This is a genomic window from Alloprevotella rava, assembly GCF_014195585.1.
GTDB classification, from domain to species: domain Bacteria; phylum Bacteroidota; class Bacteroidia; order Bacteroidales; family Bacteroidaceae; genus Alloprevotella; species Alloprevotella rava.
In genome coordinates this window covers 96,146-121,028 of sequence record NZ_JACICA010000001.1, presented here as the reverse complement: position 1 = coordinate 121,028, position 24,883 = coordinate 96,146, and the positions used below count along the sequence as shown (strand labels likewise).

Annotated in this window: 13 protein-coding genes and 1 riboswitch; of the genes, 5 read left to right on the top strand and 8 right to left on the bottom strand. The window is 47.2% G+C overall.

Going from position 1 to position 24,883, the window contains the following annotated elements; translation table 11 throughout:
• Positions 1-331: 331 nt before the first annotated feature.
• The 7 genes from FHS60_RS00435 to FHS60_RS00405 all read right to left on the bottom strand — a co-directional run bounded on the left by FHS60_RS00435 (position 332) and on the right by FHS60_RS00405 (position 14,243).
• A complete protein-coding gene (locus tag FHS60_RS00435; RefSeq protein ID WP_183693494.1) occupies positions 332-1,768 on the bottom strand; it encodes an alpha-amylase family glycosyl hydrolase in 1,437 nt (478 codons plus the stop codon).
• Positions 1,769-1,906: 138 nt separating this feature from the next.
• Positions 1,907-3,307, bottom strand: a complete 1,401-nt coding sequence (locus FHS60_RS00430) for an Outer membrane protein SusF domain-containing protein (RefSeq protein WP_183693491.1) — start codon at positions 3,305-3,307, stop codon at positions 1,907-1,909.
• Positions 3,308-3,394: 87 nt separating this feature from the next.
• Positions 3,395-4,591 carry a SusE domain-containing protein gene (locus tag FHS60_RS00425; RefSeq protein ID WP_183693488.1) on the bottom strand — a complete coding sequence of 399 codons (1,197 nt, stop codon included), beginning with the start codon at positions 4,589-4,591 and terminating at the stop codon, positions 3,395-3,397.
• A gap of 85 nt (positions 4,592-4,676) precedes the next feature.
• Positions 4,677-6,317 carry a RagB/SusD family nutrient uptake outer membrane protein gene (locus FHS60_RS00420; protein WP_183693485.1) on the bottom strand — a complete coding sequence of 547 codons (1,641 nt, stop codon included), beginning with the start codon at positions 6,315-6,317 and terminating at the stop codon, positions 4,677-4,679.
• Positions 6,318-6,336: 19 nt separating this feature from the next.
• Positions 6,337-9,447: a SusC/RagA family TonB-linked outer membrane protein gene (locus FHS60_RS00415; RefSeq protein ID WP_183693482.1), complete on the bottom strand. Its 3,111-nt coding sequence runs from the start codon at positions 9,445-9,447 to the stop codon at positions 6,337-6,339.
• Positions 9,448-9,554: 107 nt separating this feature from the next.
• Positions 9,555-11,729 carry a glycoside hydrolase family 97 protein gene (locus tag FHS60_RS00410; protein WP_183693479.1) on the bottom strand — a complete coding sequence of 725 codons (2,175 nt, stop codon included), beginning with the start codon at positions 11,727-11,729 and terminating at the stop codon, positions 9,555-9,557.
• Between the two features lie 672 nt (positions 11,730-12,401).
• Positions 12,402-14,243: a glycoside hydrolase family 13 protein gene (locus FHS60_RS00405; RefSeq protein ID WP_183693476.1), complete on the bottom strand. Its 1,842-nt coding sequence runs from the start codon at positions 14,241-14,243 to the stop codon at positions 12,402-12,404.
• Between the two features lie 231 nt (positions 14,244-14,474).
• Between FHS60_RS00405 and FHS60_RS00400 the strand changes: the two genes are divergently transcribed.
• Positions 14,475-16,091: a DUF6377 domain-containing protein gene (locus FHS60_RS00400; RefSeq protein ID WP_183693473.1), complete on the top strand. Its 1,617-nt coding sequence runs from the start codon at positions 14,475-14,477 to the stop codon at positions 16,089-16,091.
• Between the two features lie 91 nt (positions 16,092-16,182).
• On the opposite strand, the gene FHS60_RS00395 is transcribed toward FHS60_RS00400, so the two are convergent.
• Positions 16,183-17,058: a hypothetical protein gene (locus FHS60_RS00395; RefSeq protein ID WP_183693470.1), complete on the bottom strand. Its 876-nt coding sequence runs from the start codon at positions 17,056-17,058 to the stop codon at positions 16,183-16,185.
• A 232-nt stretch (positions 17,059-17,290) separates the two neighbouring features.
• On the opposite strand from FHS60_RS00395, the gene FHS60_RS00390 reads away from it, so the two are divergent.
• The 4 genes from FHS60_RS00390 to FHS60_RS00375 all read left to right on the top strand — a co-directional run bounded on the left by FHS60_RS00390 (position 17,291) and on the right by FHS60_RS00375 (position 24,838).
• Positions 17,291-20,713, top strand: a complete 3,423-nt coding sequence (locus FHS60_RS00390) for an ATP-dependent helicase (RefSeq protein WP_183693467.1) — start codon at positions 17,291-17,293, stop codon at positions 20,711-20,713.
• Between the two features lie 53 nt (positions 20,714-20,766).
• A complete protein-coding gene (locus FHS60_RS00385) occupies positions 20,767-21,408 on the top strand; it encodes a DUF6088 family protein (RefSeq protein WP_183693464.1) in 642 nt (213 codons plus the stop codon).
• Positions 21,386-22,423, top strand: a complete 1,038-nt coding sequence (locus tag FHS60_RS00380) for a nucleotidyl transferase AbiEii/AbiGii toxin family protein (protein ID WP_183693461.1) — start codon at positions 21,386-21,388, stop codon at positions 22,421-22,423. Before FHS60_RS00385 ends, FHS60_RS00380 begins: the two co-directional genes overlap by 23 nt.
• A 29-nt stretch (positions 22,424-22,452) precedes the next feature.
• Positions 22,453-22,552, top strand: a riboswitch (TPP riboswitch).
• Entirely contained in the window at positions 22,553-24,838 is a 2,286-nt protein-coding gene (locus FHS60_RS00375) for a TonB-dependent receptor (protein ID WP_183693459.1), read from the top strand.
• Positions 24,839-24,883: the final 45 nt, after the last annotated feature.

The following is a 24,883-nucleotide window of genomic DNA, read 5'->3' as shown; positions in this document are numbered from 1 at the left end:
AGGCTTATTGCGTTTGAAAACTTCCTTATTGTATCCTAGAACATCTCGCGAAAAGTGGAAAATATCCCCATTTCATAATGCACCAAAACAGCGTTATTCCTGCCCGCAATCAAGCAAGCTGATTTTCGCGCCATTCTCGCGGCCGTAGAATAAGAACTTTATTTACAAAGAAAGGGACAGACGAAAAAATGCCACAAGGCTGTGAGAGAACACAGCTTGTGGCATTTGAGAATTGTTGGAGAAGCAGTAGAGCTCAGACGAGTCGGACTAGTCTGACGAGTCCGACTGGTCAGACTGGTCAGAGGAGTCAGATTAGGACGAGCCTCTCATATCACTTCACCAAGACCTTTTGGCCATTGATGAGATAAAGACCAGAATGTGTTGTGCTAACGCGGCGACCTTGGAGGTCATAGACGGAAGTTTCGCTGCGAGATGTAACGGTAGGCGTTTGCACACCGGTGTAAACGGACTGCAAGGCTGTGGGCAGATAGAAAGCCCAGTTGTTGCCGCCGCAGGCGCGGAAGTAGCCGTCGGGAACTGTCTTTGGCATCGTGGCTACGTTGCCGATACGACAAATCAAAGTGCCGTTTTTGCCTTCGGTACGGCTCTCGTAGTAGGTGTTGCTGCGCACTACCTCACAATTGCTCTGCGAGGTCACGCCAGCCACACGGCGAGCAGCAATCTGATTCTTGATAACCGTCTTATTACCCACCCAATGCGGCCAGAAGACGCAGGGCACGCCAGGAGCACTCAACAAAAAGGCATAAGCCTGCGCTACATTGCCCGTGTATTTGCTGCCGTCGCGGTAAGTATCATGGTTGTCAACAAAGGTAACCGCATAACGATTGGTTGAGCTGTTATGGATGAGACCAGCAGGGCGCGGCGTTGTGCCATTCTCTTTCCACGCCATATTGGCGTAGTTGTTCTTGGCCAAACCGTTGTTGAGTGCTGCATATTTCTGGGGAAAATCGAACGCCATGGACTTATAGCCCGTAGCAGCTAACCAAGCTTTGACGGCATCATAGCTACCATCCCAATACTCGCCCACGCTGAGCCAGGGTTGCGATGCGTCGTTGTAGATTCCTACATATTTTCCTTCGAAACCTTTCACGAAGTCGTAGCGCCAACCATCGTAGCCCATCTCGCCCTTCATCCAGTTGAGATAGGCCTTTACATCGTTCTGCACATTTGCCGAAGTGTGGTCGAGATCTCGCGCGCCACCCCAGTTTTCTCCCGTATCGTTAGCACCAGTAGCCATGCCATAGGTGGCGCGGAAAGTGGCCGCTCCAGCTTCCGTATTGACTTCATCGTTGCGACAAATGTCGGCCAGCGTAAGTTGGTAAGAGCCATACGCTCCGAAGTTGTCGGGCGAGAAGTTGGCCCAATCGGTATAGCCGGCGCGGTGGTTGATGACGATGTCGGCAATGACTCTTACGCCTTTGTTATGGAAGGCCGTGATCAGCGTTTTCAGATTGTCGGCCGTTCCCCAACAAGAGTTTTGGTCATTCCACACGCGCGGATGATAGCCTACATTTGACCCACCAACGGTATAGCCTCCCTCGGGATTGGCTGAAGGCGGCAGCCAAATGCCCGTGAAGTTTTGCCCGATTTCATCAACAGCAGGCAGCAGTTGTGCCCATCCTGTTTGCTGCTGCGAGTTCCAAAAGAATCCTTGCAACAGCACATCCTGACAATCGGCCGGCGCTTGTGCGCGCGCCGAACCGAGAAGCAGAGCGAAGAAGGAAAAGAGAAGTGTACGTTTCTTCATTGTGTCGTAGTTTTTAGTTAATGTTTGATTTCTTTCGCTAACGAACAGCAAATATAGAAAACTTGCTGTAATCGAAAATCCCCCACCCAAGAATCCCGGATGGGGGAAAGAATCAGTTATAACAATACATGCCGGAGTTTACTGTTTAGTAATCGTGCAATAGTAGTGGTTAGCAGTCTTGCGAGAGAGGTACAACTTAATGGTGTAAGTACCGGCAGCGACAGAAAGATTATCGCCATTCTGGATGAGATTATTGGCACTACCACCAAAGTTGATGTCCCAACTACCGTTAGCGCGGAACTTGAATGTTCCGGCTTTGAGCGTCGTCGTTATCGTCCAGCTCTCATCAGCTTCATTAAATGTCATGGCTTCGTCGCCGTCCCAACCTTTTGCTGTGGCATCACCAATGATGCCCCAAGTGGTAGGAATAGCTTCGAACTTAGCTGAAGAAACATCGGCTGTAATCTTGTAGTAGCCAGCAGTAGCCACCTTGATGTTTCCAGTGCCTTCGCCTGTGAAACCCGCAGGATAGCTTGTGAAGCTGCTCCAGTTGTATTCGCCATTGTCCCAATTGCGCTGCTTGGTGAACTTAAACTCTGATTTGAGATAAGCGAAACCTTCATAGACGCCATTGAAGTTGGCAGAATGCAAAGCAGGTGCAGAAGCCGGAGTCCAGCTATTGCCGGTACCTGGAGCATAGATATACTCAGAATAGTTGAGCGGAGCGATGGTCATGGTATAGTCCATCATGTTCAGCTTAATGGTGTAGTATTTTGCACCATCAGAAGCTCTCTGAAGGAAGCTACCGCCCTGAGCCACCATACCAGCCTCGAGACGAGTATCACCGTTTTCTGTGTCGGAGCCTAAAGCACCACTCCAGTTTTCAACAGCAGAGCCGTCGGCCTTCATGCAGGATGCCGGGACAATCTTAAACTGTGCATCAGCACGAGTACCATCAGCCTTGACAGGTGCAGGGACGGTCATTGTGAAGATAGGATCATCGTAGACGTCCTCGGTGCTGTGGTTGAACTTAACGGGTGTAGTCCAGTGAGAATTTGTGCCCACCAAGTAGTAAACGTCTTCAATGACGGGAGCTACGAGGGTAGCCGTTACGGTGATAGCCTTATCGAGACGGAAAGACGCTCCACCCATTGTGGTGTAGGCATAGACCGTTGTAGGAATCTCGCGTTTGTTGGGACGCTTGCCATAGAGCTTTTCAATAGCAGCCTTGAGGTCGGCAGCAGCCAGTTTACCATTCTTATCAGAATTGAGATAGACAGAATCGGTAGCCGCAGCGTTCTTCAAACAAACCTTATAAGTAGGTTCAGAGGCTTTCTCGGCCGTGAAAGTTGCCTTATAAATAGAGACAGAATCGGTCGTTACGTTGGCATAGTCGATAGCTGCAGCGGGCTCTATATTGAGCGCGGCAGAGAGCGCAGCCTCTTGGGCGTTCTGCTTCGGTTGTGCCCAGTCCGTATAATCATCGGAGCAACCAGCAAAGAGTAAAGCCAGCCCCATTGTAAACAGTACTTTTTTCATACTTATGCGTTTTTAGCTTTTTTGAACTGCGCGGTGCTGGCAGCGGAGCATTCCGCTTACCAGCCCTTGCAGCATACAAAACAATAATTACTTAGCCATGAACATATAGACACCTGTGATGTCGTTGAAGAAGACGCGATACTTACCAGCATCTACAGGGATGTTTGCTCCACCTTGAGCCCCTGCGCCGCGCGGGAAATCGTTACCGCCCCAGTTAGTTGACCAACTGCTATCAGTGAGGAACTTCGCCGTAGTCTTATCGGCAGAGGTATCAAGATCATAGAACCAGTCGTGGTTATTGCTGGATGCGCACGCAGTCATCGCCGTTGAAGTGCCCCAACCGTTGAAGTCGCCAGCAATGAGCATCTGCGGATAAGTGGAAACAGCCGGAGTATAAGGAACTACAGTCATGCTATAGTTTTCCGTATTGAGCGTAATCTTGTAGTAGCCATCTGAAGGAACACAGATATTGGAGGAACCACCGTCGTTATGAACAATGGTCAGAGCGCCATCAGAAGAACCCAATTGGTCATCCCAACTACCTGGAGTTTTCACTACTTTGAAGCCGGCAGTAGTGAGATAGCCAACGTATTCGATAATGCCCTTACCTGTCTTCGTATTGTAAGTCTGATCGGGAGCTACATACATCGGAATCATACTCGTTCCGACAGCGTCGGCACTATTGGTCCATTGACCATCACCAATACAAGCGCCGATGAGATACCAAAGTTCGGGATCGGCAGCCTTGAGCATCACGTAGTAAGGAGCAACATTGAGCTTCACAACATTGGAGTAGACCGTATCGGTTGTACCAGTGGATGTGGGGATATAGGACATCACGCGCACAAAGACATTCGCTTTGTTGGGAATATTTGTCTCATCCCAGCCGTTGAGTTGTTCAATGAGCTTGTCGAGTTCTTCAGCGGAGTATTTATACTTGCAATCGGTGAGCACACTTGAGAGGTTGGCATAGTCGGCCTTTTTAGCACCGGTTTGGTCGGCATCGGCCTGTTCTTGCGAAACTTTGAAACTATCGCCCTTAGATACTTGCACCATATAATGTGCCGCAACGGGGAAGCCACCAAAGTCGGGCTGTGACCAAGATAAAGAAAGCGAGTCGGTCGTTGATTTTAAATCCACAGTATAGCCGGCATAGTTTGGCGTGTTAAGCACAAATGTCTCCGGAATTTTCAGCGTAGGATTTGAATCATTATCGTCCGCACAAGCAGCGAAGAGGCAAACGCTGCAAAGAAGCAGCAATGCTGACTTAAAATATTTTTTCATAATGATTTCTTTATTAAAATGAAAAGTGGCGTGCTACAAGCCGCGGGGACGAGCCTTTTGGCTCATAGCACACTGACTTTATCTATCAATTATAACCATCGTTGTGTTTGAGGTTGGGGTTTGCATTCAAATCCTTCGTAGGAATATCGAAGAGATTGCGCGTGGCAGCAAAATTGCGACCAGCCTGCGTACCGCCCTTCCAAGACCAAACGTAAGAGGAGTTACCTCCATAGAGACCGAAACGAATCAAATCCATACGGCGACGGCCTTCAAAGAAGAATTCACGAGACCATTCGCTGATGATGTCGCTCAGATTGTAGAACGACTGCGTCTTAGCGTTGGCACGCGTGCGGAGAGCGTTGATGGCATTCGTTCCTTCGGTGGAAGTCTTACCTCCATTCAAACGAGCATCGGCTTCACCGTAAGTCAGATAAGCCTCAGCAACACGCATCAGGAAGAAGTCGGCATCGGGGAACTGAACGTTGCTCGCGCCAGCACCTGTAGTGGAGGATGAATAGAAGTTGGTGAACTTCGTCACAGAGAGACCCTTCTTGAAGTCCTTCGTAGTGTTCGACGTCACGTCCACCGTGCGGCCGTCGCCCCAGAAGAGTGCGCGGTCGTCCTTGGCAGCTGCGATGATGTCCTTTGTTGTTGAGAGCGGACAAGCACTGGCATTGCCATTGAAGAACTGTGCCACCAGATTGGGACGTGCACGATTACCAGCCCAAGCCAGCGTAGTACCATTAGTAGCCGCGCCGTCAACATTGGCTGCATAGGGGTGCATGGTGTTGTCGTAGGTAGATGCCATCAAGAAGAGAGAACATGCCCAGCTGGTAGTCAGCACACCATCTTGGAGTACGGGCAACACAGCTTCCTTAGCTGCACTGCTCTCGCCATTATCGCCCATGAAGAGCATCTGGTAGGCACTCCAGCCGTTGCGGCCTGTCATGTTCAATTTATAAGAAGAGTCCATGACTTTCTTGGCATATTCCTTTGCCTTTGCCCACTGTGCCGTTCCGGTGTAAACCTCTGCATTGAGGTAGAGGCGAGAAAGCAGCAGCCAGTTAGCAGCTTTATCGGGACGTCCATAACCTTCGTCGGTCGAGGTCTTTGCTTTAGCATCAGACAACTGCGGTTCGATTTCGAGAAGTTCTTTCTCAATGAAATCATACACCTGAGCACGCGTATAGCGCGGTGGTTTTACAGAAGTGACCGTGGTAGAGAACGGAATATTACCGAAGTTGTCCATCAAATAGTAATAGTAGAGGGCGCGGAGCCAACGTACTTCGGCCGTCATCTGCGCATTGTAGTTGCCGGCTTCAGCAAGATACTGGTTGCACATCGACACACCGAAATAAAGGCGATAATAGAAACCTTGGAGCATCGGGTTAGCACCATCATAAGCATTATTGGTAAAATCAGCGATACCGGGGTCGCCCCAAAGGCAAATGGCTTCATCAGTGGGCAACTCATTAGAATTGAAGAGCTGGCGAACAAATCCTGACGTACCGCCATCGATACGGTCAACGTCGCAATCATCGTCGGCACTACCATTACCGGATATACCCAAGTTGGCAAAACACTTATTAAAGAGTGCCTCAACATCCACCTTTGTATTCAGGTTCGGATCGATAGGCTTCACGTCCAAATCTCCGACGCAAGAGCTCATGCTCAATGTCAACGCAAAGGCTGACAGAGACAGCATAGTTTTGATATTTCTTTTCATAATCGAATTCCTTATTAAATTAGAAGTTGAGGTTCAGACCCAGCGTGAGGCTGAAAGGACGTGGATAAATGTCGCTGTCGATACCAGGTGTTGCCCCTAAACCAGTTTTGAAAACTTCGGGGTCGATACCTTTATACTTCGTAATGGTAAAGACGTTGGAAGCTGCCAAGTAGAGACGGCCGCCCAGACCAGAGTAGTTGCCCATACGGAAAAGGTTCGTGAAGTTATAGCCCAATGTGATGTTGTCGCACTTCAAAAAAGAACCGTTCTGAACAAAGTGGTCGGACAAAACAGCGTGTTCTTCGGTAGACGCCCAACCGCGGTTGATAGCTTCCTGCGGACGGTTGCTCAAGAACTTCGAAGAAGACCAAACAGCAGAAACGTCTGAGGTAGCAGCATCGTAGTTGTTGTAAACGTAGTTGCCAACATTAGCACGGAGCGTGAAGCTCAGATCCCATTCCTTATAGGAGAGACGGGAAGAGAGACCAAACGTCCAAGGAGCCATCGGGCTCTTGTAGAAATACTTGTCGGCTCCAGTGATTTGTCCGTCACCATTGCGGTCGACTACAACGCCCGAAATGGGCTTGCCGTCCTTGCCGTAAACCTGCTGATAAACGTAGTAGGAGAAGGCAGGCTTGCCAACGGTGTGTGCTTGGGCGGTAAAACCAGTTCCAGCAGAGATACCACCTGCTGGAACACAGTAGTTCTCGTCGCCACCGATAAGTTCTGTAATTTTGTTTTGGTTGTAAGTGGCGTTGAGGTTGATGTCCCAGAACCAGTCATCGGTCTGGATGGCTTTGTAGTCGAGAGCAAGTTCGAAACCTGTGTTCTTGAGCGAACCGATGTTCGTCATCACAGTGTTCTTAAAGTTAGTACCCGCTGCAACGTCTGCGCGATTGAGCAAGTCTGTTGTCTTGCGGTAATAGTAGTCGATAGATGCCGTCAAGCGGTTGTTGAGGAAACCTAAGTCTACACCTGCATTATAAGTAGTGGTAGTTTCCCACTTCAGATTAGGATCGTAAGCATCTGGACGGTTGAGTACGCCGTAAGGTTTACCATCGCGGCGCGTGATGGGATAGAAGCTGGACGTACCTTTATTGATACCGTAAACAGCGAAGTAATTATAGTCGCCGATACCTTCCTGCTGACCCGTCTGACCATAACCAAGGCGGAGCTTCAAATCGGAAATCTTTTCAACATTCGTCAAGAACGGTTCGTTCTTAGCCTTCCATGCGAAAGCGAAAGAGGGGAAGAGTGCCCAATGGTCTTTGAAACGAGAAGAACCATCATCGCGCAACGTTGCCGTGAAGAGATAACGATCTTTATAAGAATAGTTCGCACGACCGAAGAAGCTCACGAGATAGTTCTCTGTCTTGTAGTCGTAGGGAGAAAGATTGTAGATCGGAGCTTCGCCTGCAGCAATGAGTCCCTCTGCCACCTGTTTAGCCTGCAGAGTAGCGTAGTTAGGATTGGTAGTAGGATATTTGCCCCACGTCAAGGAATGCTGACTTCTCCAGAAGTGTTGCCATTCGTAACCAGCCATCACGTCGAAGTGGTGACTATCGTTGAGATCCTTATAGTACTGAGCGTAAGCATTGAAAGAGAGATTGCGCTTCAAAATCTTATCCCAGCCGTTGTAGCCATAATAGTAGGTCTGGCGACCGTCCTCTGAAGGATAACCAGCAGGCTTGATTGTAGTTTGTTTTCCTTGAGAAACATCAGCACCTAAGTTCATGTGAAGACGAAGGTCTTCAAAGCCATGCACCTTATAGTTGATTTCAGCATTACCAATGAAAGAACGGCTGCGCGCCTTATCGTCCATGAGCTTCAACAAAGCAACAGGATTGGCCGTAGCCAGATTGTTCCAAGCGTTAGGCCAAGTCGGATCGCCCAGAGAGGCACCCGTAGTGCGCCATTGGAAGTAGTTGTGGAAATTAGCCGCGTCGGCCGATTTTGTATCATAGATTGACTGCGTAGGATCCATCCAGAGCGCAGCACCTACAGCACTACCGTTGGCATATTGGCTTTCTGCGTACATGCCTTTAGCACTCAAGTTCATCGTGAGATGATCGTCAAGGAAAGATGGGGTCAGATTCAAGGCTGCCGTATAGCGGCGGAAATCAGAAGTCTTGAGAATACCTTGCTGATCGGTATAACCCAGAGAAACACGATAGGGCATCCACTTGAGTGAACCGGAGAGCGTCACATTGTGATCGTGACTCCAAGCCGTGCGATAAATCTCTTTCTGCCAGTCAGTATTGGCTGTGCCCAGAGCTTTTGCAGGCTCACTGGTTTCACCATAGTATTTCTTCACAAAAGCACGGAACTCATCGCCGTTCATCACTTTCAGGGTCTTTTTCTTCGTGCTCATCGTAACGCTACCTGCATAGGAGAGTTTCGGAGACTGACCGCGAGAACCTTTCTTCGTGGTGATGATGATAACACCGTTAGAACCACGGCTACCATAGATGGCCGTAGCAGAAGCATCCTTCAGGATGTTGAAACTTTCGATGTCCTGCGGATTCACCATAGAGAGCGGATTGGCAAGACCTTTCACACCTTGGTTATCCATAGCCACACCGTCAATCACAATCAGTGGGTCATTGCTGGCATTCAGTGACGAACCACCACGAATACGGATGGTAGCACCACCACCAGGAGTACCACCTGCGGAAGTAACGGAAACGCCAGCCACCTTACCTTGGATGAGGTCCTGCGGGTTAACAACGAGACCTTTGTTCTTGCTGTCTGGTTTGATGGATGTTACAGAGCCCGTCAAATCGGATTTCTTAGCCACACCATAACCGATGACAACGGCTTCGTTCAGCGTACTGTTGTCTTCAAGTACGACAGTCACCGTGGGAGCGGCTACTACCTCGGTCGACTTATAGCCAATGTAAGACACGCGGAGCTTGCTGCCCTGCTGAGCCTTAATGGTGAAGTTTCCGTCGGCATCTGTATTCGTAAGCGCCTTAGGACTCATAGAGGTCACACTGGCAAATACCACCGGATGACCATCAGTGTCCTGCACATGTCCCTTCACCGTAATGGTCTGTGCCACTACGTTGAGAGAGAGAAAGATTCCTGCCACCAACAGCAACAGAAATCTGAAGTTCAACTTCTTACTCATGTTTGTATTATTAGGTTATATAATTTAGATGAATTATTCTGCTTCGTGGTTCGCCGCAAGAACTGACAGTTCTGAAAGCTCTGCAGCCGAACACATATAGAGTTACTTTATTTTGCGATAATGCTAATGGCAAACCCGCCGCCAACGGCTGCGCGAAGTGTCAGCTTCGTCTTGTTAGTAATGGTTTTCTTTGTGATGGTATAAGCCGCAGGATTTTTGTCCCAACTGGCATTTTTGGCATCACAATAAATTGTAGCTTCATATTTCTTACCGGGCACAAGAAAAGAGAAGTCGAGGTTAGACGTATGGCCGTTATCGCCAGCTGTACAACCCACAAACCAATTTTCAGAGCCTTTGGCCTTACGAGCAATCGTGATGTAGTCGCCCGGTTCTGCCTCAAGATAGCGGCTCTCGTCCCAATCCACAGCCACATCCTTGATGAATTGGAATGCATCCATATGAGCCTGATAGTGTTCGGGTACATCAGCTGCCATTTGGAGCGGACTGTACATCGTCACATACAGTGCCAACTGTCGAGCCAGTGTGGAGCGGCAGTAGCTATGATTATCGGGGTTCAACTTGGAACAATCCATTTCGAAGATACCCGGTGTATAATCCATCGGCCCACCAATCAAGCGGGTAAAAGGCAGGATGGTTGTATGGTTTACAGAATTGCCGCCCATAGCTTCATACTCCGTGCCGCGGGCACTCTCATTGCCGATAAGATTGGGATAGGTACGACAAAGTCCTGTGGGGCGCGTAGCCTCATGGGCATTTATCATAATGCGATAGTCTGCTGCTTTCTGGAGTGCATAGAGGTAGTGGTTGTTCATCCATTGCCCGTAGTGGTGTTCGCCACGCGGCACAATGTTGCCCACATAACCACTCTTAACGGAATGATAACCATTTTCCACCATAAATTGATAAGCGGTGTCGATATAGCGCTCATAGTTGCGTGCGGAAGCGCTGGTTTCATGGTGCATAATCATTTCTACGCCGCGAGCTTTGGCGTATTCGTGGATAGCTTTCACGTCGAAATCGGGATACGGCGTAACGAAGTCGAAGACGTGATCTTTTTCGTGACCGTACCAGTCCTCCCAAGCTTCATTCCAACCCTCAACAAGGAGTCCTTGGAAACCATTGTCCGCCGCAAAATCGATATAGCGTTTCACATTGGCCGTATTGGCAGCATGACGACCATTGGGGCGTGCTTTTCCATAGTCGGTCTCGCCAATTTTCACGGAGGGAAAATCATCGGTATAAGCCCATGAGCTTTTTCCAGTAATCATCTCCCACCAAACACCCATATATTTAATAGGACGTATCCAGCTGGTGTCTTCCAGTTTGCAAGGTTCGTTCAGGTTCAGCGTGATGCGAGACGCCAAGATATCGGTGGCTTTCTCGCCTACAATGATTGTGCGCCAAGGCGAAGTGCAAGGTGCTTGCAAATAGCCTTTATCCCCGCGAGCATCGGGAGTGAGCCAACTCTCAAACAGCATTGTCTTATCGTCGAGATAGAGGTGCATCGTGGGATAGTTGATGCAGGCTGCCTCATGAAGATTGATATAAAGTCCGTCGGCAGTTTTGAGCTGGAGAGCTGTCTGAACTGCTGTAGGTCCGATAGGTGTCTGAGAGGAGTTGGGCGTAATAGCTGCGCGCATCTTCGCCCGAATCTCGCTCAACTTTGAAATAACGGTTTCGTATTCTTGCGTATCGTAGTCGCCAGGAATCCAAAAGGCGGTATGGTCGCCAGTCATGGCAAACTGCGAATGTTCTTCTTTCACCACAAAATAGGTCAGATTCTTCTGTTCGGGAAACTCATAGCGGAAGCCAAGACCATCGTCGAATAAGCGGAAACGCAAAACAATGAAACGATCATTCTTAGGTTGGTTGAGCGTCACCTCCAACTCATTATAATGATTGCGTATGGAAGATTCCTCTCCCCATACGGGTTTCCATGTTTCATCAAAGGTGGACGTGCGCGTACTGGCAATACTGAAACCTGTCATAAGGTCGGCCTTGCGGATCACCTCTTCAGAGGGTTTATTCACCATTACGCCGAAGTCCGTAGAGTTATTTGGATCTTCCTGCTTCAGTTCTAAACCAAGCTTGGAGGGTTTCACCACAGTTTTTCCCTTGAAGGTCAAATCATAGGTAGGACGACCTGAAGCATCGAGCGAGAAGTTCATTACAAACTTACCATTCGGCGAAATGAGTTGTTGGGCTTGCAATGGCAGAAGAGCCAAAGCGATAAATGCCAGAACCAGAAATGTACGTTTCATAAAAGTATTTTTTTACGCAATCTGTTATAAGCAGTAAAGAAGCAGATGTTCTAAACTTGCTACTACTTTATTGATTGCAAAGATACGATGAAAAAACATCCATTAACATAGAGAAACTCCCATTCGAAACATTTGTGAAGTATATAAAAACACTATTATACTCATTTTCTGATAGTTAACAAGTTTCGGCACAGTATATTTTATAAGTCGATTTATAAAGCAGAGTTTACAATTAAGCTCTAAAAAGAATAAAAACAATGGAGATATTTCAAGTTTTTTGTATCCTTACAGTGGACATAATAAAGAAAAACACCGTGTATATTGTCAGACTTTTTCACACCGGGTTGATATGCTTAAATAGCAATATCAAAACTATAAAGTTTCTCGTTTCTATTGCGCAAGAAAAAGATTGTATGTTTGATTATGAGAAAGAGAAATTTCAATAGTATAGAAAGGTTCATAATTACAATAAGGCTGTCAGCTGATAGCCTTATTGTGTCAGCTGGCTTCCTTATTGTAGCGAAAAATACAATAAGGAAAACCACAGCTCACAAAAGACGAACAAAAAACAACGTGGTCGCGCCTCTTCACAGAGACCCGACCACTTACCTTTAAAATTACCTATTGCTGATTACAGCCAATACACAAAAACTGCAATCAGAGAAACATTACCTATTGTATATGTGAAAAATCTAATATCATTTCGTCGCGGCTATCCAAATGGACTTTTCCATCGAGCATAACCTTCCGATCGTGTATCAAATCATAAGCCGACGTAGCGGGCAGTACTTGACTGAAGGGTGTGAGGTCTACTTCGCGTGGTTCGTCCATTCCGTTAACGAGCACCGTTACTACCTGCCCGTTGTGGATGCGACTATAAACGTACACTCCATCGCGAGGCGGGAAATGAATAAGCTGGCCCTGCCCTATTGCCTCGCTCGTCTTACGCCATTGCAGCAAGCGGCGCGTGAAATCGTAGTATTCCTGTTCGAGCGGAGTACGCTTAGCAGCATCGAAAGCTCTTACGGGGAAGTCTTGGCGAAGTGTGCCGTCGCCTTTCGACTTGTTACCCGACATGGCCACCTCCGTACCGTAGTAGAGTTGCGGAATACCGCGCAGCGTGAGCAAGAGTGTGAGTGCTTGGCGGTAGCGTTTGAAGTTCTGTGCTTTTTCGGAGGTGGAATTAAAACGATCTGTGTCGTGGTTTTCGAGGAATGTCATCAGGCGCATAGGGTCTGCAAACACAACGTCCTGTGTGAGATAGTCATAGATACGAGCCATGCCACTGTCCCATACGTTGGTCTCTTGGTCGCACACTTGGTTGAGCAGCGCCATCAAAGGAAAATCCATCACAGTGGGCAGTTCGGAATTGTCGTTCCCTGCCAGTTTGCTATCTTTCTGCCAGTAAGAAACACCTATATTATTGTTGATCCACGTTTCACCAACGATATTGAATCCCGGATACTGAGCATCGATTTCCTTACACCAGCGCGCCATGGCTTGTCGGTCAGCATAAGGGTATGTGTCCTGACGGATACCATCAATACCGGCATATTCAATCCAAAAGATGCTATTCTGTATGAGATAGTTCATAACATCGGGATTCCGCTGATTTAAGTCGGGCATAGATTCCACAAACCAGCCATCTTGTGCTAAAGCCATATCAGACTGTGAAACGTGGGGATCACTCACGGAAGCCGTACGGTAGGTGGTTTGAACGTAGCGAGATTTATTATTAAACCAGCTATCGTCGGGCCGATCTGTAAAAAGGAAGTTCTTAGAGCCACAGTGGTTGAAAACCATATCCTGCATCACTTTCAGCCCCTTATTGTGGGCAGCAGTCACCATATCGCGATACTCCTCATTCGAACCATAGCGCGGATCTATTTGGTAATAGTCGGTGATGGCATAACCATGATAAGAGAAATCCGGCATATCATTGATAAGTAGCGGGGTCATCCAAAGAGTAGTCACACCTAAATCAGAAAAATAATCGAGGTGTTGTCGAATACCTGCAATGTCGCCACCATGGCGCGCATCAGGATTCTTGGGATTACAATCTTGCTCAAGTAGCCCCTTAACTACGTTGTTGCGCGGATTACCATCACAGAAACGATCAGGCATCAAGAGATAGACAACATCGTGAGCGTCCCACGTTTGGCGGGATTGCATCGTCCGTTGCTTAAGCTCATAAGGCACTTTCGTAGTCTTACCGTTCTGTTTGAGTTCTATATTAAACTTCTGAGGTGCAGCTGTTGCCGTATTGACATATAATATAAGGTAGTTCGCATTCTCCGGGCGAACAACGCGATTAAGCGTTATGTCCTTTGAAGTCAGCGAAACTTCACTACTTCCTATCTGGCTACCATGAAGCAGTATCTGCAGTTCAGGATTATTCATGCCTGCCCACCAAAAACTGGGCTGCACTTTATCCAACACAGTCGCACAAATTCCTGCTATCGGAAATACCGCACAGCAAATAGCACCTAATATGTATCGTATTGTTTTCATCATTTTGTTTAACGTGTGTTTTCGGACGTTGCAAAGATATGTCTTTTCATAAGCCTTGACAACACAATAAAAACAAAATATAAGTTATCATTTTTATTATTCAATTATAAATCAAACTATTACTTTCCATAAATAGGCCATTTTTAGGAAGTCGTTTAAGAAAGAATTATGTTCATATTTGGCTCTTTTCTGAAATTTTCATATTTTTGAAGCGCTCAAATACAACTCTAAAACATGAAATCCTTACTCCTCTCTTTCAGCCTAATAATGCTTTGTATAGCTCCGGGATGGAGCACCAACAATTTCAGTAATGAAACAAAAGACATTTTTAGACAATTAGATAAGGCTATAACACAGAAAGAACAATACCAACAAGCGCTCGAAAAAAAGGCTACAGCATGGAAACGACAACTCCCACATGCCAGCGGCTACAAACGTATCAGTATATGCAAACGACTGGTGGAAGATGTTTACCTGCACACACAGTCCGACTCGGCTAATAAGTATGTCGACCAAATAGCCCATTCCATCGAAGCACAAACTGATATTAAGCTGCAAAACTACGTTTGCATGCAACGCGCCAACATCTTTGCTACAACTGGCATGTACAACGAGGCTCTGGAAACCCTTTCTCACTGTAACCACAAAGCATTCAATCATAGCGACCTGCTGGCCTATTATCATTTGCTACGCACAATCTACGGCTGGATGGAGGACTATGCTTCCAATGCTTCTATTGCACAAAAACTTCGCTTGATAAAAGCCACCTACCGCGACTCTATTCTGAAGCTCGAGCCAAAGGGAATAGGCCGCGACATCGTCATGGCAGATAAAGCCATTGATGAAGGTAATGCTCAATTGGCATTAGAGTTTTGTAACCCTAATCTGCATGGAAAAAATAAAGATAAAGCCTATTCTTACTATAACTTAGCTGAATACTATCGCTTGATTGGCAACAAAGACAAAGAGGCTTACTACTTGGCAAAAACGGCTATCATCGATTTAGAATCGGGTGTAACAGAATATGTTGCCTTGCCTAAACTGGCGGAATTGCTCTTTAAGGACGGTAGCATCGAACGGGCTTATAACTATCTGCTTTGCTCCATTGAGGATGCCAACTACTGCAAAGCACGCTTGCGTGCCATTGAGGCAACAAATATATTCCCGATCATCGAAAAAGCCTACAAAGAAATGAAGCATCGCCGACGACTGACGGAATACGCTCTTTTCTTCGGTTTATCTTTGCTAACTCTCCTATTGGCGTATGTCATCTACTCCTTACGAAGACAAATGCGAAGAAATGCTGAAACCCGCCGTCAATTGGCCGATACAAACCGACAACTCCAAAAAGCGAATGAAGCTGTACAGGAAACAAACAAAAACTTACTTTTAACCGACAAAGTGAAAGAGGAGTATATAGCCCGCTATCTGAGCCGTTGTCATGACTATATCGACAAACTTGACCAATATCGCCGCGACTTACTTAGAGTTGCAAAGAACGGACATAAAGAAGAATTGCTCAAACTCCTGAAATCGGAGACCATTGTTAGTGAAGAACAGAAAAACTTCTACACTGATTTCGATAATGCCTTTCTCACCCTTTTCCCCCATTTCATCGAGAATTTTAATGACCTTCTCGAACCTGAAGCACGCATCATTCCAAAGAAAAATGAACAACTAAATACAGAGCTACGTATCTTTGCTCTCATCCGTCTGGGTGTGACAGAAAGCACGCGCATTGCTCATTTTCTCAACTATTCGCTCGCCACGATCTATAACTATCGCAGCAAATACCGCAACAAAGCTCTTTGCGGAAAGGACGAATTTGAGAAACGAATAGAGGAGCTTTGATACTTAAAGAAAAGGGGAAGCAACTCTTCAAGAAAGTTTTTCTCTCCTCTCATAAGTTGACAAAATTAAACTTATGCAAGGAATAAAGAACCTAACACCCAAATCCCCAATAATGGTAAATCAGAGAGTGCAGAACTTTGTTCGTATGAAGATCATATTGGCTCTTGGCAGAAGGATTGAGCAAATCGGAAACATTACGGCGCGCAGTAATCCACGCTTCTACACGTTTTTTCATCGTGGATATTGTGTGTGAATTATTGAGCCGCTTAAGGTCAGACACACTACTAGGGGATAGATCAGATTCCCTTAGCATTTCCGCCGTGACATACGGACGACATAATGACATATAATAATAAAGAGAATCTACAGACATTCCTTCGTCCGCTTTCACTATCTCTTTGTCTGGGCTTGTAAACGTAACAACATCTTCCTTCAAACAAGCCATACGGATGTAGCTAAGATCCTGAAATAGGCCTGCACTAATGACCATAAAAATTGTGCCGTAACCGTTTTCAATAATACTAATCTCTATCGCAATATTATCAAACGTACGTAGCGAAGTCAGAAGAGTTTTCCAGACTTGATTTTCCCGTAACAAAGCTTGGCGAAGTTGTACAGAGTTACTACCAGAGCTATCAGCCAACACTGTCGACCCTTTTTGGGAAGCAAGTAATTTCCGAGACAAGTAGGCCGACTTACTATCCTGTTCCTTCGCTCTATTATAAGCCCAATCGGACATACCAGCTGTCGAGCTTTCCGGACACTCAACTGTATCTCTATAGACAGCTCCTAACTTCTCAAGAAACTTTTTGTCAATCGTCATTGCTTCCTCGGCAATACTATCTTCCGGAACATCTCCACAGCAACTCAGTTCTTCTGTCGAACGTACAACCTCACTTAAATTAGCTGCGAAAAGAAAACTGCTACTGAAAGTCAGCCAAACCAACACACAAAGTATCTTCTTCATAAGCCTTAATATCTCTAACGTTTTTATCTTTTTCTCTCTTGAGGCAAAGATAACATTAAGTCTTTCAATGCACCTATTCTTCCCACAAAAAGCTTCTTCTATGGCATAAGAAAACCACACAAACGAATTTACCCCTATTCGGTATTTAGAGGCAGATTCTCTGGATATTTGCAGGATTTTGTGCAGTCAGTGGAAAGACGCTATCTTTGCAGGGAATAACAGATTTAGGTGAATGGTTGTAAAGAATGTGTTTGAGCCGGAGACGGCGCAGGATTTTTGGAAGCAGATGGTGGCAGCTCATGGATTGGAGGATGCACAACAAAAATATCTCGAATTTGGGAAAATTTTCGGTCACTTTCTCCACCAACACACGACACAAGGCGCGGTGAAGTTGGTAGGAGCGTTCGCACAAACCGATTTTCTTCTGCGCGAACACGAGGTGCAACCATCACTGCGAAAAGCCGTCAACGAAGCACGCATACGCTTCCGGAAAGCCGGCAGCGGAGAACTCTCGATGGATGTACTCCGCGAAAACGCACCCTATGATTTCAAAGCCATTTGCTTATTTATCGGGCTGGTAGAAGGGACTCCCGTACCGCCAGAGGTGGAGAAACTATTTCCCACCAACCGCCCACAACGCACGCTGAAAGTACCCGAAGCGGAATACCTGCGCGTACTGGTCAGCAAGGTGGACAACGACAACATCTACGGGCAGATAGAGACAGAACCCTTAGAGGTTGTGATCTGCTACTCCCACGGCAACACCATTTACAACTTCGATTGGACTTACCTGCGACAGCAACTCCACTGCGGCTCGCAAATCAATATCATTCGCCCTCGCCTGTACGACGACATCCTATATCCCGAACTCATCATTGTAGAACCTGACTATCTGGTGGATATTTCAGCCATCGCGGCTTGCTTTGAAAGTTATGCCCACTCCCCGCTCATCTATCTGCTCAATAAGATTCGCCCGATGGAAACCACAGAAGCCATCTTGCTTGGTAATCTGGCGGGGCAGTTGCTCGATGAAGCCGTTCACAGCGAGGGAGAGGGACAGCCATACACCGAAAGTGTGCAACAATTCTTTAAGGGTAACGCCATCAACCTCCTTGCTGCCAATATTTCGCCCAACTTCCATGAGAACGCCATCAAGCAAAAACACAACATCCATAAGGCTATCAAAGCCGATATGCCGCAACAGCTGAAAGAATACCGACAGCGCGACGTGATGCTTGAGCCTTCTTTCTTCTCCGAAATGCTCGGTTTGCAAGGACGTATGGACTTCCTGCAGCTCGATCAAAAGGTGCTCATCGAGCAGAAGTCCGGCAAGGGCGGTTGGCCTCAGCCCGATCCCAATACGCCTGTTCACCAAGAGAAACACTACGTGCAAATGTTGCTCTACATGGCTCTACTGCGCTACAATTACCGCGAGCAGTACGACCGCAACAACCACCATCTCAGTGCCTTTCTCCTCTATTCGCGCTACCCCAACAGTTTGCTGGGAATGAGCTTTGCGCCCCAGCTCCTCTTTGAAGCCTTGAAAATCAGAAACGGCATAGCGTGCAACGAACTCCACTTTGCTGAAGGCGGACTGAAGGTGCTCGACACGCTGACGCCCGAACAGCTGAACGAACGTCAGGCGAGCGGCACGCTCTGGGAGCGCTACCAGCGTCCACAGATTGAAGCCCTGCTTCGCCCTATCCACAATGCCTCGCCGCTGGAGCGGATGTACTATTTCCGCTTCCTCACCTTCATCGCAAACGAGCACGTGCTCTCGAAGTTTGGCAACCGCACGAAAGAAAATTCCGGATTTGCTTCGGCCTGGCACGCTTCGCTCAACGAGAAACGGCAAGCGGGCAACATCTACGATCGTCTCCAACTGCTCTCCCCTTCCGTCAACGATTCTCCGCGCCCCGTCACGCGCCTCGTACTGGGTTTCAGCGAACATGCCGACAACGATATGTCGAATTTCCGCTTAAACGATGTCGTGGTGCTCTACCCTTACGAGCCAGAACAAGAGCCTGACCTGCGCCGCACAATGGTGTTCCGCTGCTCCATTGAGCAAGTGAGCGCCGACCGCATCACGCTCGTTTTACGCGCGCCACAAACGGATGCTAACGTCTTTCTCCGCGATGCGGACAAGCATTGGGCCATTGAGCACGACTTCATCGAATCGTCCTACAGTTCCCTCTATCGCGGAATGCACGCCTTTCTTTCTGCGCCACAAGAGCGGCGCGACTTGCTCCTCTTGCAGCGCGAACCCGCCATCGACACCTCGCTGCAACTCTGCGGCGACTACGAAAATTTCAACGAATTGGCTTTGCGCGTGAAGCAGGCACAAGATTTTTTCCTCATTATTGGCCCGCCGGGAACGGGCAAGACTTCTTTCGGACTCATGACGACGCTCCACGAAGCATTGCTCACGCCTGATGCTTCCATATTGCTCTTGTCGTACACGAACCGCGCGGTGGATGAGATTTGCAGCAAACTCGTGGATGAAAAGCTCAACTTCATCCGCATCGGTAACGAACTATCCTGCCCAGAGGTCTACCGCCCCTATCTCCTTTCTTCAGCCGTTGGCGAATGCTCCCGACTGGAGCAGGTGAAGGAACGCATCATGAGCGGGCGTATCTTTGTGGGCACTACCACGGCGCTCAACACAAGTCTGTCTCTCTTCCGCCTGAAGAGCTTTGATTTGGCCATCATCGACGAGGCTTCGCAGATTCTTGAGCCTCATCTGATGGGACTTCTATCGGCTGTGAAAGACAACGCCACGGCCATACGAAAATTTGTTTTCATAGGCGATCATAAGCAGTTGCCGGCCGTGGTGCAACAACATTCGGAAGAATCGCGCGTGCACGAATCTGCTCTCAACGACATCCTACTGACCGACTGCCGCCTCTCGCTTTTCGAACGCCTCCTCAAACGCTATCGTGAACGCCCCGAGGTGGTCTTTATGCTGAAACGTCAAGGCCGAATGCACCACGATATTGCTGATTTCCCCAACCGTGCTTTCTACGGTGGACAATTAACAGAAGTGCCTTTAGAGCATCAGCAACAACCGCTACCTGAAGCCGCGCCACACGCCGATTTCTTCAAAAAAATTTTTACTACACAGCGTATCGCATTTATTGCTGCACCTCAACCGCCAAAGTCGCCTTCCGATAAAGTAAATCAAACAGAAGCCGATTTGATTGCGGAAGCGGTGGTCAAAATCTATGAGCTGACGGGTAGCAGCTTCGATGTGGTACACACCGTAGGCATCATAGTGCCCTACCGCAACCAGATTGCCACCATCCGCAATACCCTCGACCGCTACGGCATCCCTGCGCTGCACGACATCACTATCGACACCGTGGAGCGCTACCAAGGAAGCCAGCGCGACTATATCCTCTACGGCTTCACCATTCAGCAATACTACCAACTGAACTTCCTCACCGACACCGTGTTTGAGGAAGACGGCGCACTGATTGACCGAAAACTAAACGTAGCCATGACGCGTGCCCGAAAACACCTCCTACTCTTCGGCAACCCCGACTTACTCACTGCCGTCCCCACTTTCAAGGAACTGCTGGAATACACACAAGCACACGGCGCATATTTCAATCCTTCGGCAGATCTGAGCGATTATAAAAATATATACTCCATATAATTTGCTTCTTTAGGAAACACTCGGTATTTTTGCAAAAATAACCGACCTAATATATGTTAATAGAAGGCGAAGAAAAGAAGATAGTCCATATTCTTGGAAACGATATTGAAAAGGCCAAACCTGGCACGCTTTTCTTTAATAATAGCTTCCCTGAATATAACGATGAATATGTGGGCAAAGTCTTGTCGGATTTTGTCCGCCAGGGAATACTACACAGATTATCTCGTGGCATATATCTAAAAGCGAAAGAAACTAAATTTGGCATTATTTATCCTACCACTGAGGATATTGCTATAGCAATTGCAGAAAGAGATAATGCAGAAATTCTCCCTACTGGGAGCACAGCTCTAAATATGTTGGGATTGTCGGAGCAAGTTACAATGACTCCTGTTTTTCTCACCAGTGGTTCTGCAAGAAAAATCAAATGTGGCAATAGAACTATAACTTTCAAAAGAGGAGTTCCCAAAAACTTTGCACTAAAAGGAAAGATGACACGTCTCTTAGTGCAAGCGATAAAAGCCATTGGCGAACGAAACTATAATGAAGAGTGGGAAAGAGCAATCAATGTGATATTGAATAAATACCCTGAGAAAGCCACCATGCCTGATGATCTAAAAGTCATGCCTACATGGATAAAAAAGAATATAATAAAAATTCTAAGCAAGAACACTCATGAGCCGCTGGCAAAACCATAGCATTGATGAGCAAATAGCAATGATACAATCTGTCGCCCAGGAACAGAATATTGAGGATAATGCAGTGGAGAAAGACTGGTGGGTGACGGTCATTCTCAAAGCCTTGTTCAATACTCCGTGTGGGAGATGGCTTCTTTTCAAAGGTGGAACCTCTTTAAGTAAAGGGTGGAATCTTATTAACCGGTTCAGTGAAGACATTGACATTTCTATTGATAGAACTTTCTTTGAGGATGTTCTTAATCTATCATTTGCAACGTGCAAGAACAATAATCAAGTAAAGAAATTAAGAAAAGCTTCACGGGATTATATTCATGGAACACTATCTGCAGAGCTTGATACTGAGCTTCACAAAATGGGAATTAAGGGATTTTCTATAGAAAATGAAACAACAATAGGAAATCCTCCAAAACCCATTGATCATGATAGTGACCCTACAGTAATCTTTGTTAATTACAAAAGCATTCTACCATCCAGCATGAGACTCATTGATGCAAGAGTTAAAATAGAACTTAGTTGTCTCTCTTTGTCTGAGCCTCATGAACAATGTAAAATAAAATCTCTCATCTTCGATAAATTTCCAGAAGAGGATGACGAAATAATCGCATCAATCAAAACCGTAAAACCATCAAGAACATTCTTGGAAAAAGCACTACTTCTCAGTGAGGAACTTCAAAAGGAAGAACCAAGATCCTTACGTATGTCCCGACATCTCTATGATTTAGATAGGTTGATGGATACAGAATTTGCTCAGAAGTCATTGAACGATGGAGAGCTTTACAAGGCCATAGTAGAACATCGTCGCCGTTTCTATCATTTGGGATATGTCGACTATGACAAAGATTATCCCACAAGTATTGATTTTATTCCCAAAAACGAAGTACTGAAAGCCTATCGATTGGATTATGAAACAAACATGGTGGACGGCTATATTTACGGAGAAGCAAAGTCTTTCGAAGACCTAATGAAAAGGATGGATGAATTACTCCAGAAATTCAGACAGGTTATCATTCATTAGTGAAAAACTTATTAACTTTGCCGCTGCAAAATGCATTTTAGGGGTGCCCAGACCGTTTGGTCGGCTGAGAATATACCCTTACGAACTGAACCGGACAATTCCGGCGTAGTCAAAAATCAAACAATCTCTATGATTAAGACTTACTTATTGGGCGGTGTCATGCTGATGACCGTCCCTTCTCTTGAGGCGCAAACCGCTTCCGACTCTTCACGCTATTACCTGGAAGCGGCACAGGTGGTTGGAACTCGCGCATCGAGCAGTACGCCCATGGCGTTCACCAACCTCTCCAAGAAAGCTCTGAGCGGTATCAACTTCGGACAGGACATCCCGTTCTTGCTGAGCTTAACTCCCAGCGTGACGATGAGTAGCGATGCCGGAACGGGTATTGGCTATACTTACCTGCGCATTCGCGGTACCGACCCCACGCGCATCAATGTGACCGCCAACGGAATTCCCTTGAACGATGCTGAATCCAACAGTATCTACTGGGTAAACATGGGCGACTTTGCTTCAACGCTCGGCTCCGTCCAGGTGCAACGCGGCGTGGGCACATCCACCAACGGCTCGGGAGCTTTCGGTGCTTCGGTGAATATGATGACAGAAGCCATCTACGATTATCCTTTCCTGCAAGTGGACGCTTCTGCGGGCTCTTTCGGAACACACAAAGAGAGTGTGCTCTTCGGCACAGGCATGATGCGCAAGCACTGGGCATTTAGCGGTCGACTTTCCAATATCGGCTCTGACGGTTACATCCGCCGAGCATCTTCGGACCTTAATTCGTACTTCTTCCAAGGAGGCTATTTTGCCGACAGAACCATCGTGAAATTCATCACCTTCAACGGTACGGAACGCACAGGCCACGCCTGGGACTATGCCACAAAGAGTCAGATGGAGAATTTGGGCAGAAACTACAACCCCTCTGGTAAATACAAAGATGCTGATGGCAAGACTGCTTTCTACAAGAATCAAATTGACAATTATCACCAGCAGCACTACCAGCTCATCTGGAACCAGGATCTGACGGAAATGTTCAATCTCAACCTTGCCTTACACTACACACACGGCAATGGCTACTATGAACAATACAAAACGAACCGCAAACTGGTGGAATATGGACTGCAACCTTTTATGCAGGACGTAGCGGACAAGAACGGGGTGGTAACGCCGACGCTCATGAAGAAGCAAGACCTCATTCGCCGCAAATACTCCTCGGCCGACTTCTACGGAACGGTTTTCTCTCTCAACTATGAGAACAAGAACGGACTGGAAGCCACTTTGGGCGGAGGTTGGAACAAATATGATGGTTTGCACTATGGTCATGTGCTCTGGGTGCGCAACTATCTCGGTGCGCTCAATCCGGAACAGCCTTACTATAAGAACTACGCCCACAAGCAGGACATGAATATTTATGGGCGCGTGAACTACAACTTCTGGCGTGGTCTCTCCATGTATGCCGATTTGCAGTATCGCTATGTTGACTACAAAATGTATGGGCCGAGCGACCAGCACAATGGTTCGGCTTTTGTGCCCTACAATGTGCATGCAAACTTTAGTTTCTTCAATCCGAAAGCGGGTATGCTCTGGCAAATCAATCCTCACCATGCTGTCTACGCTTCCTACGCTATGGCGCACAAAGAACCTACACGCAACGACTACGAACAGGCCATTTGGAGCACATACACGCCGAAGAGCGAACGACTCAACGACTTCGAGCTGGGTTATCGCTTTCAGAGCCACAACTTCAGTGCTGCGGCCAATCTCTACTATATGCTCTACAAGGACCAGTTCGTGCTAACGGGCGAACAAGACCAAAACGGCGAGAAAGTGGCGCGCAATGTGGGCAACAGCTACCGCCGCGGATTGGAACTGCAAGCTGCTTGGATGCCGACGAACTTCTTGCGCTGGGATGCCAACTTAACGTGGAGTCACAACCGCATTAAGGACTACAAGGTGGTGCTTGACGACACGGGCGAAACATTCAATCTGGGGAACACCCCCATTAGTTTCTCGCCCAATCTCATCTTCAACAACACGTTCTCGGCCAACTGGGCAGGATTCCGCGCCAGCTTGCAGAGCCAGTTTGTGGGAGAACAGTATATGACGAATACTGGTTTCAAAACCTTTGAGGCGGGCAACAAAGATGGCGACTTAACCATCGACAAATACTTCGTTTCAAACTTCGATTTGACTTATACTTTCCCGAAGATTCGCTTTGCCAAATCGCTCGCCATCGGCCTAACGATGTACAATATCTTCAATGAGAAATATGAGAGCAATGGTTCTGCCAACACGCAAGTGAAGAGCAACGGCCAAGGCGGAGCTATGGCCTATCAGGATGCAAAATGGAACAGCTATAGCGTATATAGCGCACAAGCTCCGGCCAACTTCCTCGTGCATTTGAGTATCAGATTTTAAGCAATAAAACTTTTACGGCTCTCTCCATGCACAGGAGAGAGCCGT

Coding starts and splice junctions, on each gene's coding strand:
- FHS60_RS00435 (WP_183693494.1), bottom strand. CDS start 1,768: ATGAAGAAACGTACACTTCTCTTTTCCTTCTTCGCTCTGCTTCTCGGT.
- FHS60_RS00430 (WP_183693491.1), bottom strand. CDS start 3,307: ATGAAAAAAGTACTGTTTACAATGGGGCTGGCTTTACTCTTTGCTGGT.
- FHS60_RS00425 (WP_183693488.1), bottom strand. CDS start 4,591: ATGAAAAAATATTTTAAGTCAGCATTGCTGCTTCTTTGCAGCGTTTGC.
- FHS60_RS00420 (WP_183693485.1), bottom strand. CDS start 6,317: ATGAAAAGAAATATCAAAACTATGCTGTCTCTGTCAGCCTTTGCGTTG.
- FHS60_RS00415 (WP_183693482.1), bottom strand. CDS start 9,447: ATGAGTAAGAAGTTGAACTTCAGATTTCTGTTGCTGTTGGTGGCAGGA.
- FHS60_RS00410 (WP_183693479.1), bottom strand. CDS start 11,729: ATGAAACGTACATTTCTGGTTCTGGCATTTATCGCTTTGGCTCTTCTG.
- FHS60_RS00405 (WP_183693476.1), bottom strand. CDS start 14,243: ATGATGAAAACAATACGATACATATTAGGTGCTATTTGCTGTGCGGTA.
- FHS60_RS00400 (WP_183693473.1), top strand. CDS start 14,475: ATGAAATCCTTACTCCTCTCTTTCAGCCTAATAATGCTTTGTATAGCT.
- FHS60_RS00395 (WP_183693470.1), bottom strand. CDS start 17,058: ATGAAGAAGATACTTTGTGTGTTGGTTTGGCTGACTTTCAGTAGCAGT.
- FHS60_RS00390 (WP_183693467.1), top strand. CDS start 17,291: ATGGTTGTAAAGAATGTGTTTGAGCCGGAGACGGCGCAGGATTTTTGG.
- FHS60_RS00385 (WP_183693464.1), top strand. CDS start 20,767: ATGTTAATAGAAGGCGAAGAAAAGAAGATAGTCCATATTCTTGGAAAC.
- FHS60_RS00380 (WP_183693461.1), top strand. CDS start 21,386: ATGAGCCGCTGGCAAAACCATAGCATTGATGAGCAAATAGCAATGATA.
- FHS60_RS00375 (WP_183693459.1), top strand. CDS start 22,553: ATGATTAAGACTTACTTATTGGGCGGTGTCATGCTGATGACCGTCCCT.